The organism is Clostridium formicaceticum (genome assembly GCF_001854185.1).
Lineage (GTDB): Bacteria > Bacillota > Clostridia > Peptostreptococcales > Natronincolaceae > Andreesenella > Andreesenella formicacetica.
The window spans coordinates 2136307-2149764 of the sequence record NZ_CP017603.1 but is presented as its reverse complement, the minus strand read 5'-3'; the positions used below and the strand labels follow the sequence as shown (position 1 = coordinate 2149764).

Genomic DNA, 13458 nt, shown 5'->3' with positions numbered 1-13458 from the left:
GCTTTATCCTTCTGTCCTTGGCTTAGTAGGATCGCAGTCAGGCATCTTCACATTAGATACTTCAGCCAATTTTATAAGGTAGTAGCATTCCTCTCTAGCCATATGGTCCAACATCAAGGGAGCTAAAGTGCCTAACAGTTTATTGTTTAATTCCAGCTCCTCTAGTTCCCTTAAAAATACTTTAAATAGTTGTATTTCTCCTTCTACCTGTAGATTAAATCGATCTAAAGCAGGAAATATCTCAAGGCAAGTCCGCATATATCCTGCCATTTCTACAGCTTTTATGTAAAATTCTTCAAAACGTTGGGTAAAGAGTTGACTTTGTTCCGTCAACCTTTTTTCTACCATATCTAAATCACCAGCAATACCGGCAGCATGACCAGCCGCATCCAAAAGCCATATAAGATGATTATGAATAGCGGTAGAAATAGGTATTTGATTTATCATTAGATAGGCCAATACTCTCAAATATTCTTCTACTTCATTCACCATATGATTAATAAAAGTAGGGGGTAAACCTATTTCTATGTTGCCAACTAAATGTTGACGTATTAAATCTAACTTAAACAGTCGAATTTCGTGGGCATAGTGATAGGCTTGATTTGTAAGCGTCATTAATTCTGTATCCTTTAAGGGTTTTTTAGCTTCTTCCAATAGTTTATCAAAAATACAAATAAAGCGATTTGCCTGCTCTATTTCCTTCGTTTCCTTTGGAGACAAATTATCAAATATAAATCGTGCGTGATCTCCTAGCACCTGTAGCCAGAATCGGTGCTCAAACAAGGCTACTTCTTCAAATTTTACTTCCTTCAATTTCTCAACCTCCTTAATAGAAAATTATATACAGTAAATTATATGTTTTGCTATAGTTCATTAGACGTTTTATAGACATACACCCCTAAATTTTCATATACTAAGAGCTACTTTTTTAACGTACAATTTTATTCCAGGATGTAGTGCTTGATCTTCCACCCATTCTATGTTATTTTTGTCTTTCTATGATTGACATTTGTCCACCATATGCTTATAATGATAAAATAGCTTTTAAAAATATTACGAATATGACATAAAATGTCAGTGAACGACAAAAGTTCAAAATTAAAAAACTTCATAGTTTTTAAGGGGGTAAAGAATATGGATATAAAAGTAGCTAAGTTCGGAGGAACTTCACTGGCGGATGCTGGCCAATTTCGAAAAGTACAAAGTATCATTGAGAGTGATGAACACAGGAGATATGTGATACCTTCAGCACCTGGAAAACGGTATAAGGAGGATACAAAAGTCACAGATCTTCTTTACTTGTGTCATACACAACTTCAGCATAAGGTAAGTTTTGATGATACTTTCCATAAGATATGTGATCGTTACTTAGAAATTGTTAAAGATCTAGACCTTTCGTTGGATTTGATGCCTTATCTTATAGACATAAAAAATACAATTGAAAAAGGTGCTTCTTTAGATTATATAGCTAGTCGTGGGGAATATCTCAATGGTATTATCTTATCGAATCTGCTGGGTTATGTATTCATTGATGCTAAGGAAGTTATTTTTTTCGATAAAGATCACACTTTAAACTTAGAGTTAACAGAAAAAAAGATGCAAGAATATTTATCTAGTATTGAAAGAGCTGTTATTCCAGGTTTTTATGGTGCTCTTCCTAATGGAGAAGTCAAAATTTTCTCTAGGGGTGGTTCAGATATCACTGGAGCCTTGGTGGCAAGAGCTGTTAATGCCTGTGTTTATGAAAACTGGACAGATGTATCAGGATTACTCATGACAGATCCTAACATCGTAAGGGACCCAAAACCCATTCAAGAGATTACTTATCGTGAATTAAGAGAGCTTTCTTATATGGGGGCTTCGGTTTTACACGAGGAAACCATCTTTCCAGTATTGGATGCTGGCATTCCTATCAATATTAGAAACACGAATGCACCTGAATGTCCCGGTACAATGATTGTCAGCTATGCAGATCCTATAACGCATATCGGTGAAATTACAGGAATCGCAGGGAAAAAAGATTTTACTGTTATTGCTTTAGAAAAAAACCGTATGAATGCAGAAGTGGGCTTTGTTAGAAAACTCCTTACTGTATTTGAAAATAATAATATTTCTTTTGAACACCTACCTAGCGGTATTGATACAGTGTCTGTAGTGGTTACCGACTGTCAACTAGAAAATAAATTAGATAAACTATTAAACGAAATTCAACAGCAGTGTGACCCTGATTTGATAGAGGTTTATCCCAATATGGCGCTTATTGCAACTGTGGGTCATGGTATGGCCTACACCCCTGGTATTTCTGCTAAACTTTTTACTGCCCTGTCAAATGAAGGCATTAATGTTCGTATGATTGATCAAGGCTCCAGCGAAATTAATATTATCGTTGGTGTTGAAAATGATGATTTTGAAAAGTCTGTAGAAGCAATCTATCACGCGTTTGTGTAATTAATAAAGAAAGCCATTGCACTTCATTAATGGCTTTCTTTTTATTTCTACATAAATTGGGTAAGATAGTTATATAAAAAAGAAAGGTGGTTTACAAGGATGGATGTTACACTTTATACAAAAGACTACTGCCCTTATTGCAAAAGAGCTGTAGCACTTTTACAGAGTAAGAATGTAGCCTTTAACGAAATTGATGTCACACATGATGAAACAACATTTAAAGAAATTCAAGCAAAAACTGGTTGGGACACTGTACCTCAGATTTTTATTCATGGAGAATTTATTGGAGGCTGTGATGATTTATATGCTTTAGAAAAACAAGGGGTCTTAAATAGTAAATTAGGTATAAAAGAATAAAATGCCCTTGTTTAAGGAGCACTTGTTTTTTACAAATAAGTGCTTTTTTATTTTAGCTGTAAATGATCTTCTATTCTATCTATGTAGAGTTGATTGTTTTGATCAATCGTTGCATAAACGATCTCCTTTAAGTCTTTGATTCCTTGCATCTTTAACTGGTCAATAAGCCATTTCATTGTTAAGTTTTGCTGCTTTAAATTTTCATAAATCACATTTCCTGTTACAATCACTTCTATAAGAAGCTCTTCTTGCTTTCCTAAAATACCTAAGTCCTGCACCTTGACATTTTCATTTTGTGCTGTTTTTATCACACTAATTTCTCCTGTATTTTCTAGAATACCAAACTTTACTTCATTAATATTAAATATATCTTTTTTTCGCAATAAATGGTTTAAATCATCTACTGTATAGTGAAACTTAGCTAAGTTTTTCTCTAATATCTTTCCTTCTTTTATAACAATCACTGGCTCTCCCTGGATCATCCTAGCTATAGCAATACTTTTAACGCTAATATAGGAAACAAGAAAGGTTAAGATACCAAACAAAAATAAACCAATTAAATGATGCCATGTTCTCTGATTAATATCGGTAGCTAAGGTAGCCGCAATAGAGCCAAAGGTAATACCATTGACATACTCCTGCATTGTTAATTGAGATACCTGTTGTCTACCTAAGATGCGAGTAATAAATAGTATAGAGAAAAAAGCTAAAACTGTTTGTAGTACAATTTCGACAACAACCTTCATATTTAAACCTCCCAGTATAAATTGAGTTTTCGTATTTATACTAATAGTATGAAACGTATCACATAGAATGATGCAAGGAGGTAAATGAAATGAAATTATGGATACAGGCAGTTTTTACATTTGTTTTCGTTATTATTGGACTCATACTTATCTATATTCTTCACAAGAAAAAAATGATTTAATTCAATGTATGACTTTCAATACCTCATAATATTTCATATTTAAGATTTCTATAGGTTTAAGCATTCTCATTAAACATTGAAATATAAGCATAATTTAGTTGTTTTTTTCATTATAATTCTATAAAATAAGTTTTGTATTTAAGAGATATTTCTAGTAAAAATATCTCTTATTTATTTAATAATCTTATAACGAATAAATACGATTTAGAGAGGAGCCACAAAATGAAAAAAATATTTTTACTTATTCTAGCAGGATTACTTATATTTTCCTTAGTAGGTTGTAGTGGTAGTACTGAAGGTGATGCACCTATTGATCCTAATAATCAAACAGAGAATTTTATTCCAGAAAAAATAATTATCGGCGCTATCCCTACGCAAAACCAAGGAGACATGAAGAAAGCTATGGATAAATTAGGTGAGCACTTATCTGCAGAATTGGAGACAGAAGTTGAAATAGAGGTTTACCCTGATTATAACGGCGTAGTAGAGGCTATGAATTATGGTCAAGTGGATATGGCTTATTTTGGTCCTTTAACCTATATTATCGCTAATGAAACTGGTGGAGCAGAAGCCATCATGACTTTATTAGTAAATGGAGAGCCTTATTATTATTCCTATATGATTGCTCATATCGATTCTCCTCTTAATAACTTAGAAGATGTTGTAGAGAATGCAGCAAATCTACAATTTGCTTTTGGGGATGTTAACTCTACATCAGGTTCTCTTATTCCTACCTTAGCTCTAAAGGAAAAAGGAATTTTTAGAGATCAGATGGATACAGACTTTAAAGAAATTTTCTACACAGGAGGACATGATGCAGCTGCTTTAGCAGTACAGGAAAAAAAAGTAGAAGTAGGGGCTGTTGATAGCGCTATCTTTGAAGTAATGAAGAAAAACGGTATAATTGATGGCGAACAATTTAAAATCATATGGCAATCAGAACCATTATTTCAATATCCGTGGGCAGTAAAGAAGGGAACGCCTGATTCTCTAAAAGAAGCTTTAAGAAATGCCTTCTTAACCGTAAAAGATCAAGAAATATTAGATGTATTCGGAGCCAGTGGATTTGCATTAGCCGACGATAAAGACTATGAGCCGGTAAGACAAGCGGCAAAAGCTGACGGAAGGTTGTAATATATTATGTTAAAGGAAATCACAGTAAAAAGTAATAAAAACCTAAAATTTCCTCCTACCCCACAAACAAAGAAGGTCTATCTATGGATAGGCCTTCTTGCGCTGTTTCTTTGGAGTGCCCACGGTACGAAATTTAACCCGCTATTATTTAAAGATTTTAATAATACCTTAGATTTTATTAATCGCAGCTTTCTTAATCCCGACTGGAGTGTTTTACCTTTGGCTATGAAGGAGTCTGTTATTACCATCCAAATAGCTATTATTGGGACTGCAATAGCATTTCTCTTTGCTGTTCCCGTTGGTTTCTTAGGTGCAAAGAATACTTCACCTCATTGGACTATTTATAGCCTGATAAGGAGCTTTTTAAGCTTTTTACGCTCTATTCCTGAAATCGTATTTGCATTGATTTTTGTCCCTACCGTAAGCCTTGGAGCTTTTGCAGGGGTACTGGCTTTGGCCCTTCACAATATAGGGGTAATGGGAAAGCTTTTCTCAGAAATTATCGAGTCCGCCGATATAGGTCCGCAGGAGGCTGTAACAGCAACAGGAGCTAAAAAACAGATAATGGTATTATACGGCATTGTTCCTCAGGTTATCCCCCATATATTATCCAATGCTTTTTACCGTTTAGAAGTAAGTGTTCGGGCATCTCTTGTGTTGGGTTTAGTAGGAGCTGGCGGCGTAGGCCAACTTTTAAGTATCCACTTTAAAATGTTTCAATACAATAAAGTTGCAGTAGACTGTCTCGTTATTATGACTATGGTAATCATCATTGATTATGTTGGTGGTCTTCTCAGAAGAAAGGTGATATAAATATGCAGCTTATAATCGAAAATCTTAAAAAGCACTATGATAAAAAAGAAACCTTTGCTTTAAATAATATAAACCTTGACATTCATCAAGGGGAGTTTATCAGTATATTAGGACTAAGTGGTTCTGGTAAGTCTACTTTTATTCGTTGTATCAATAGATTAATCGATCCTACAGAAGGGAAAATATATTTTGAAGGACAGGAGATAACAAAGTTAAAGGGAGAAGCTTTAAGACTTTATAGGCGAAATCTAGCGATGATTTTTCAGCATTACAATCTTATCCCTAGAATGAAAGTGTTAACAAATGTGTTGGTGGGTAGATTTGGTTATTTATCTCCCTTACAAATTCTTTTTAAGAAATTTCCTCAAGAAGATTTATTAAAAGCTAAGGAAGCTTTAAAGAAGGTCGGCTTATCCTCCTTCGTTGAAAGGCCCATAAAAACTTTAAGCGGCGGCCAGCAACAGAGGGTAGGGATTGCTAGAGCACTTATTCAAGAGCCTAAAATTATTTTAGGAGATGAACCAGTATCTAGCTTAGATCCTGTTACTGCTAAGGAAGTCATGCTATTGTTAAAAGAAATTAACGAAAAGGAAAAAATCACTATGATCATTAATCTTCATTCAGTAGAGTTAGCTAAAGTTTTTTCCAAGAGAATTATAGGGTTGAATGGAGGAAATATTGTTTTTGACGGTCCCCCTAGCGCTCTCGATGAAGCTGAAATCAATCGTATTTATAGATAAAACGAGACTTAATTCAGGGGGAGTTTTTACTCCTCTGAATTGCAGCCCAACTTATTTCGAGGATAAACCACCTTTTGGTGGTTTTCTTTTTTTGATAATGACTTGAAGGACTTACGCTATTGAAGAAAGATTATTGCATAATTTGGCAAGGAAAAATTACTATTGAACTAAGGAAGATAATGATATAATGGAAGATAATGATATAGTATAAATGAAGCTTGCTAGGTATTTAGACAAGGAGTGACTTCTATGAAAAAAAATTTATTGATTTTTTTCATTTCTTTCCTAGTAATTCTTGCAGGAATTAGTTTTTGGGGTTATCGTTATTTCTTTGGTGTAGATAATACACTAAGATCACAATTGCAGGAGGAGTTTAGTGAAAATTTTTTTGATTTTGGAGATTTAGACTTTTATGTTTTAGAAGATCATGCAGAAAGTGGCTCATCAAATGTTTTAGAAAATGACCTGAAAAAGGACTTAGAGCAGGGTTCGTTGGTCGATAAAAGCAAGAATAATGATACGCTGCAATCCGAAACAACACAAACTCCTACAGTAGAAACGATATTAAATAAGTATCATACTAAATTTGAAAAACTAGAAGCTTTAGTAGTAGAAAGAGCCAATAGCCTTTATAAAAAAGCCTATGAAGAATATATGGCAGAAAAATCACAAGGTCAACTAAGTCAAGCACTGGTGGTTAGGAAATATCTTCAAGCGGCTAATATGTTAGAGGAATCTATGAAGGCTACATTACAAGAACTTTTAAAAGAGATGGAAACTGAGCTTCAAGATAACCAATTGTCTACATCTGTGGTACAAGAAACAGAGGCATTTTATATGAATATGATTAGAGAAAGAAAAAGCATACTGATGAAACGGTTAGAGGAAGCACTATAAACTTAAGGATTTTCAAGTGAAAATCCTTATTTTTTTAATTTTATTTCCTTCGATATCCTCCACTACAAACTTCATATGATTGTGATTAATGGTTTCTCCTAGTTTAGGAAATCTTCCTAATTCACCTATAATAAACCCTCCTATTGAGTCAAAATCTTCAGATTCTATATTGGTACCAATCATTTCATTCACCAGTTCAATCTTGGTATTTCCTTTGACACGATACTCATTTTGCCGAATAACCTCTATTTCTTTTTCATATTCATCATACTCATCCTGAATATCGCCAACAATTTCTTCAATTAAATCCTCTAAGGTAACAATGCCAGCAGTTCCTCCGTATTCGTCCAATACAATAGCAATATGCACTTTGTTTTTTTTCATTTCTTTAAACAAATCAGCAATTTTTTTATACTCAAAGGTGTAATAAGGCTTTCTGACGTACTCATTGATATTAAAGTTTTCCTGTAAATTATCTATAAAAAATAAGTCTCTTACATTTAATATCCCTACAATGTTGTCAATTCCTTCTGCATAAATAGGATACCGAGAATACTTCTCAGTTCTTATGACTTCAATAATTTCTTCGTAAGTATCTTCTATGTCTATAGCAATAATATCTGTTCTTTGAATCATCACATCTCTGATCTGTTGATCGCCAAATTCAAAAACATTATAAATCATTTCCTTCTCATGGACTTCTAAAACACCTTCCTCTTGACTAACATTGACAACTGTTCTCAGTTCATCCTCAGTAATGAAGGGACGTACTTTGTTTGTATTACTCCCTAATATTCTCATAAATCCACTTGTAATAAAAGTAAATATTGTTACGATAGGATAAAGTAAAACAATAACAAGAGCTATAGGTTTTATGATTTTTAAGGATATTTTTTCAGCATTTTGGGCAGCAAAAGACTTAGGAGTTATTTCTGCAAATACCAACACTAGAATTGTCATGACGATTGTAGCAATCACCACGCCTTGATCCCCATAAAAATCAATAGCCAGCGCCGTTGCCAAGGCAGAAGCACCTATATTTACGATGTTGTTTCCTACCAAAATTGTACCTAAAAGCTTATTCGGCTCCCCTATATATTTATCGATTAGATCCGCCCCTTTAACTTTTTCCTCTACCATATGTCGGACTCTAATTCTACTTAGTGCCATTAATGCTGTTTCAGAGGTTGAAAAAAAAGCAGATAAAATCAATAGTATCAATAGTATCAATGCTTGCCCTATATTATGCATATCCAAATACCCTCACATCCTTTATATCTTTGACGATACTTTGCTTATCATGCTTATTTTATGGAATCTTCTACATTTTATAATGAAATCTTTTGTAGAAGTTCTTCCCTGCGGCAATAAAATTTATAGGTTTGGGAATTCTAATACTAGTTTTCATTCAAAACTTAGCATAATCTTTGTATTGCAATTGAGGAGTAGGAAAATGGATATATTAAAAAGAGTGCTTGTTCTGTTAATCATCTATGTAATGATTGTTACTTTAAATATATTGTCCTTTGCTTATCTGTATATAAAACATGATTCCCTTATTGATACAAATGGTATGATTACTCATTCTTCAGATTACAAAAAATCGCCTTTTAGTGATGCTATTTATTTCAGCGGCATTACCTACTTAACTATTGGCTATGGAGATATTACAGCTGTCGATCAAATGGGGAAATTTCTTACAGTACTTCAAGGGTTTTCAGGCGTTCTAATCAATTCTATTTTTACCGGTATGTTTTTGTTTTATTTAGTCAAAAGACCCAAAAATATTATTATTACCAATAGAGTTTATCTAAAATATCAAGAGGATGAGGATAAATTTTATTTATCTGTAAGAGTGGGTAATAAAGGTAGAGCTTTAGTAAATGTCAATAGAGTACTAGAAGTCTTTATTTATGAAAATAATGTTAGAAAAAGAAAACTCCATTTATCTCAAGAGTATTATTATTTTGAGAAGCTCTTATATTGGGATATTGATTTGCAAGAAGAAAAAAATCGCCAGCTTCTAAGCTACTTGAAGGCAGCCCTTCTTAAAAAAGAAAGTATTTTAATAAGAATTTCAGTTATAGGCACCGATGTAGAGGCTGGGGAGTTGGTTTTTATATCTAGATACTATACTGGAGGCTGTATTCACTTCATTAAGGATTATATAGACCTCTATAAATGGCAAGGTCATAGAAGAAGTCACATTAATTGGAGAGATTTTCATAAAACCTGCAGCTTGGAGGAAGAAAAAGTTAAGAAATTTAAAGATTTATAAAATCTCAAAATCTTCTTATTTTTAAAAACAGAAGATTTTGAGGTGCGACCATTTCATATTTATACAAAAGGAAACGCTAGATAAAAGGATACCCCTTCTTCTTCATTTTTTACCCAAATTCTTCCACCATGCAAGGAAACAATGCGATGACTAATGGCTAAACCAAGGCCGAATTCCCCCTTACTCCCTTTGCGGAATTTATTAAAAAGAATATCTATTGTTTCTTCTTCAATATTGGGTCCATCATTCCAAATACGAAGAAGCGCTGTCTTTTCCGTAGACTCCTCTGACTTCTTCAGTGAAATAAGAATTTGGTGCTGAGCATACCGTATTTGGTTATCTAGCAAATTTTCTAGCACAACACACCATTGTTCAATATCCCCCTTAATTTCTATATCCGATAAATCAAGGGACCAATCTAATTGCCTCTGATTCCAACGGAATCTTTCTACCACATCGATAATTAAGTTATGCATGTTTACAGTTTCCCAAAAAGGTTTGTGGGTAGCTAAATAGTCGAGTTTTGTCAGATAGAGAAGACTATATATGCGCTTTTCTAAGCGCTCAGCTTCTTCCTCGATAACTTGTAAGCTGTTTGTTAGATCTCCTTTAGGGTAAATCCCATCTCCAATTGCTTGGACATAACTACGGATAATCATTACTGGTGTCTTCAACTCATGGGACGTATGCTGTAAAAAAGACTGTTGTGCCTCGTCCTGACGAACTAATTGGGTCCTTAGCTGCTCTATAGACTCTCCCAATTTGCCAATCTCATCCTTCCGTTGCAACTGAATCGTTTCATTCCAGTCTCGATTTGTAAGCTTTTTAACACGTTTTTCCAAGGCTACCAATGGATTCGACAAGTATCTTGCCAGCAAAAGAGAGGGTATCCAACTAAGTAAAAAAACCAAGCTCATAATCAATAGCAATCTTCTAAAAAGAGTTTGAACCAAATCTTCACGATAAGCATCCCACATATAAGATACAAGAAAAAATTCATGGCCCCGCATCTCACCTTTATTAATCACATAAAAAACCTTTCTATCATCAACTTGTCCGCTATAGCGTTGACTATCTTCCACTTGTTGACTCGCCTCTAATCTTACCTTATTTAGAAATTCTATAGGAAGCCTTTGGGCAATGATTTCTTGCGTTTCACTTAATATAATAAAGTGATTAACAGTACGTATATCTTGTAAGGCATGTCGTTCTCTAGGCAAAAGGTTATCTTCCCAGGCTTCTTCAGGAGATTCGTTATGAAAGCGATTCAATATCAAATTTTGGCCACTTTCAATGGTTGCATAAATTTCTCTGGTAAAAAAGTCCCTCAGTGTCCAAGGAAATAATCCTGTTAATAAAATAGAAATAGCTAACATAATAGCAGCAAAAACCAACCAAATTTGTAAGGATAAAGGAAGATTTTTCATGACCTTACCATCCTATATCCATAACCATACATCGTCTCTATAGATAAAAACGACATCTTTTTTCTTAATCGTCTAACGAGATCATCTACTACACGATCACTTCCAAAATAGTTATCCCCCCAAATATGCATAAGAATTTGCTCTCTTGAAAGAGCGCGTCCTTGATTTTTTGTAAAAAGAATAAGAAGATCAAATTCCTTAGAGGTTAAGTCAATGATGGTTTCCTGTAACTTAACCGTTCTACTTGCTTCATATATACTATAGGGAGGAATTGTTTGAAATGTAGTATTAGTATGATATACTCTCTCCAGTAGCCTTCTAGTACGGATTACTAACTCTCTGGGAAGAAATGGCTTAGGTAGATAATCATCACTCCCCAATTCTAAACCAACCACTCTATCTATATCAGCATCTCTTGCAGAGATAAAGATAACAGGTGTTTGCAAGCTATTTGCCTTAATTTCTCTAATAAGTTGATAACCATCTATATCAGGAAGCATAATATCCAATATCCATAAATCAGGCGTATTATGAATAGCCTGCCTTGCTTCCACCCCTGCCAAAAAGGAAGAAATCTGCCAACCTTCCTTCTGCAGGTAAGAGGTTAAAACCAAGTTTAAATTTGGATCATCCTCTACTAAATAGATTCGAAATGACATATGCTATACCTCCTCCTCTTAAGTATATCAAAAAAGACGTGCCTTAACACGTCTTTAGAACTGTATTTTCATGTTTGCAGAAAGCTAAATAGTTAGCTTATTTAATTTCTATAATGAAAAACTCTCTAGCTTTAACTGTTTGGCTTCTTCATTGCCAAGTTTTTCTCTTCTAAGCTGAAGCTCTTTTGGCATCAGTTCCTTCATTTCTTCTTGCAATGCTTCTTTGGTAATTTCTCCACTTTGTAATTTTTCTCTAAGCTCTTGCAACTTTTCCTTTACTTCTTCTGAAAGCTCCTCTTGATTCCCAAAACCCCTTACTTTCATTTGAAATCCTTCTGGTATCAGTTCCTTCATTTCTTCTTGCAATGCTTCTTTGGTAATTTCTCCACTTTGTAATTTTTCTCTAAGCTCTTGCAACTTTTCCTTTACTTCTTCTGAAAGCTCCTCTTGATTCCCAAGACCTCTTACTTTCATTTGAAATCCTTCTGGCATCAGTTCCTTCATTTCTTCTTGCAATGCTTCTTTGGTAATTTCCCCCTTTTCAAACTTTTCCCTAAGTTCTTGACATTTTTCCCTGATTTCCTCTGAAAGCTCTATGTTTTTGCCAAAACCTTCTTCTCCAAGCCCTATTGATTTCGTAATAGCTGTTGGAAATTTGCCCCTATCCTTTGTGTTTTCTTCAGTATTTGCACTATTGTTGGCAAACACCCCTACTGGTACCAAAAGTGTTAGAGCTAATGTAGCAGGTATGATTTTCTTTTTCCAATCCATAAAAATTCTCCTTCCCATTTGTTTTTTATTTAAGTACCTTTCCATTAATATTATGAACTAAAAGTATGGCATCAGTATCAAAGAATTATGGGAAATTGTGAAATTTATATTCCTTCTTATGCACCACTCAGTCTTTTCTGGTTGTTGGCGTTTCTACTTTTTTCTTTATATTTAGCAACTATCCTTGTTTCGCTGCATAAAAATAAAGCGAGACTTAATTCAGGGAAGCCTTAGCAATACACCGAAGGATAAAAATATAATTCAAAATTACCTAATACTGAGCTTTGACAGTAGTATTTTCTATCCTTTTAAAAAAATTTACAATAAATATGTTAATTTAAAAAGGTTTTTAGTAGAGGATGTCGAAGTTGGTTAGGAAAAAAATATTTAAGAAAGGGGGTAAACCAGTTGATAGCTTGGCTTTCAGAAGCACTTGTTTTGGAACGAATTTACTGGTATCTAGCCATTCCTTTTACAGTCTTATTTATTATACAGTTAATAGCTACCTTTTTAGGTCTAGGTGATGGGGATGGGATGGAGGGTATTGAAGAAGGGTTAGATTTGGATAATGACTTTGAATTTGAATCATCATTGAATTTATTCACGCTTAGAAATTTCATCACCTTTTTTACTGTTTTTGGATGGGCAGGAATTACTTTTTTAAATGCAGGAATGGGCACATCTGCTACTTTACTACTCTCTACGCTACTAGGCATCATCATGATGTTGATCGTATCGGTTCTTTTTTACTTCACAATGAAATTAACACATAATGGAAATATGCAAATAGAATATGCTAAAGGAGCTACTTGTCAGGTATATATACGTATTCCTGCTAAAAGAAGTGGTATAGGAAAGGTAAATATTACTTTTCAAGACGCTTTTAGAGAATTGGAAGCTATGACAGATGATGAGAATGCTATTCCAACAGGTACTGTCGTTCAAGTGAAGGATATATTAAGCAATAGAATTTTATTGGTTGAAAAAATAACTGGAGGGGATTAAC

14 protein-coding genes are annotated in these 13458 nt (G+C 34.0%); 8 read left to right on the top strand and 6 right to left on the bottom strand.

The genetic code is table 11. From position 1 onward, the window contains the following. Window positions 1–3 precede the first annotated feature (3 nt). Window positions 4–813, bottom strand: coding sequence for a DUF2935 domain-containing protein (locus tag BJL90_RS09690; RefSeq protein ID WP_070967172.1), 810 nt, complete (start codon window positions 811–813; stop codon window positions 4–6). Window positions 814–1134: 321 nt separating this feature from the next. On the opposite strand from BJL90_RS09690, the gene BJL90_RS09685 reads away from it, so the two are divergent. Both BJL90_RS09685 and grxC read left to right on the top strand, forming a co-directional pair. Continuing rightward, window positions 1135–2448, top strand: coding sequence for an aspartate kinase (locus BJL90_RS09685; RefSeq protein ID WP_070967169.1), 1314 nt, complete (start codon window positions 1135–1137; stop codon window positions 2446–2448). A gap of 99 nt (window positions 2449–2547) precedes the next feature. Continuing rightward, complete coding sequence (gene grxC, locus BJL90_RS09680; RefSeq protein WP_070967166.1) at window positions 2548–2805, top strand: glutaredoxin 3; 258 nt, start codon at window positions 2548–2550, stop codon at window positions 2803–2805. A 47-nt stretch (window positions 2806–2852) separates the two neighbouring features. Here the strand turns inward: grxC and BJL90_RS09675 are convergent, their stop codons facing one another. After that, window positions 2853–3551, bottom strand: coding sequence for a YetF domain-containing protein (locus BJL90_RS09675; protein WP_070967164.1), 699 nt, complete (start codon window positions 3549–3551; stop codon window positions 2853–2855). Window positions 3552–3955: 404 nt separating this feature from the next. Here BJL90_RS09675 and phnD point away from each other — a divergent pair, with 404 nt between their 5' ends. The 4 genes from phnD (at window position 3956) to BJL90_RS09655 (ending at window position 7317) form a co-directional block, all read left to right on the top strand. After that, window positions 3956–4867 carry a phosphate/phosphite/phosphonate ABC transporter substrate-binding protein gene (gene phnD, locus BJL90_RS09670; protein WP_070967161.1) on the top strand — a complete coding sequence of 304 codons (912 nt, stop codon included), beginning with the start codon at window positions 3956–3958 and terminating at the stop codon, window positions 4865–4867. A 6-nt stretch (window positions 4868–4873) separates the two neighbouring features. Beyond that, window positions 4874–5680: a phosphonate ABC transporter, permease protein PhnE gene (gene phnE, locus BJL90_RS09665; protein ID WP_081561926.1), complete on the top strand. Its 807-nt coding sequence runs from the start codon at window positions 4874–4876 to the stop codon at window positions 5678–5680. Window positions 5681–5682: 2 nt separating this feature from the next. Next, window positions 5683–6420 (top strand): phosphonate ABC transporter ATP-binding protein, encoded by a 738-nt coding sequence (gene phnC / locus BJL90_RS09660; RefSeq protein ID WP_070967159.1) that lies wholly within the window; start codon window positions 5683–5685, stop codon window positions 6418–6420. Window positions 6421–6669: 249 nt separating this feature from the next. After that, window positions 6670–7317, top strand: a complete 648-nt coding sequence (locus tag BJL90_RS09655; protein WP_070967155.1) for a hypothetical protein — start codon at window positions 6670–6672, stop codon at window positions 7315–7317. Window positions 7318–7329: 12 nt separating this feature from the next. On the opposite strand, the gene BJL90_RS09650 is transcribed toward BJL90_RS09655, so the two are convergent. Further along, entirely contained in the window at window positions 7330–8568 is a 1239-nt protein-coding gene (locus tag BJL90_RS09650; RefSeq protein ID WP_156778895.1) for an HlyC/CorC family transporter, read from the bottom strand. A gap of 202 nt (window positions 8569–8770) precedes the next feature. On the opposite strand from BJL90_RS09650, the gene BJL90_RS09645 reads away from it, so the two are divergent. Further along, complete coding sequence (locus BJL90_RS09645) at window positions 8771–9595, top strand: potassium channel family protein (protein ID WP_070967149.1); 825 nt, start codon at window positions 8771–8773, stop codon at window positions 9593–9595. 59 nt (window positions 9596–9654) lie between these two features. Here BJL90_RS09645 and BJL90_RS09640 read toward each other — a convergent pair whose 3' ends face one another. The 3 genes from BJL90_RS09640 to BJL90_RS09630 form a co-directional block, all read right to left on the bottom strand. Continuing rightward, the gene (locus BJL90_RS09640; protein ID WP_070967147.1) at window positions 9655–11022 is read right to left on the bottom strand and encodes a sensor histidine kinase; all 1368 of its coding nucleotides are present in this window, start codon (window positions 11020–11022) and stop codon (window positions 9655–9657) included. Continuing rightward, the gene (locus tag BJL90_RS09635) at window positions 11019–11681 is read right to left on the bottom strand and encodes a response regulator transcription factor (protein ID WP_070967144.1); all 663 of its coding nucleotides are present in this window, start codon (window positions 11679–11681) and stop codon (window positions 11019–11021) included. The genes BJL90_RS09640 and BJL90_RS09635 overlap by 4 nt, the downstream gene beginning before the upstream one ends. Before the next feature lie 108 nt (window positions 11682–11789). Beyond that, complete coding sequence (locus tag BJL90_RS09630) at window positions 11790–12452, bottom strand: hypothetical protein (protein WP_070967141.1); 663 nt, start codon at window positions 12450–12452, stop codon at window positions 11790–11792. A gap of 408 nt (window positions 12453–12860) precedes the next feature. Here BJL90_RS09630 and BJL90_RS09625 point away from each other — a divergent pair, with 408 nt between their 5' ends. Further along, window positions 12861–13457, top strand: coding sequence for a hypothetical protein (locus tag BJL90_RS09625; protein WP_070967138.1), 597 nt, complete (start codon window positions 12861–12863; stop codon window positions 13455–13457). Window position 13458 lies beyond the last annotated feature (1 nt).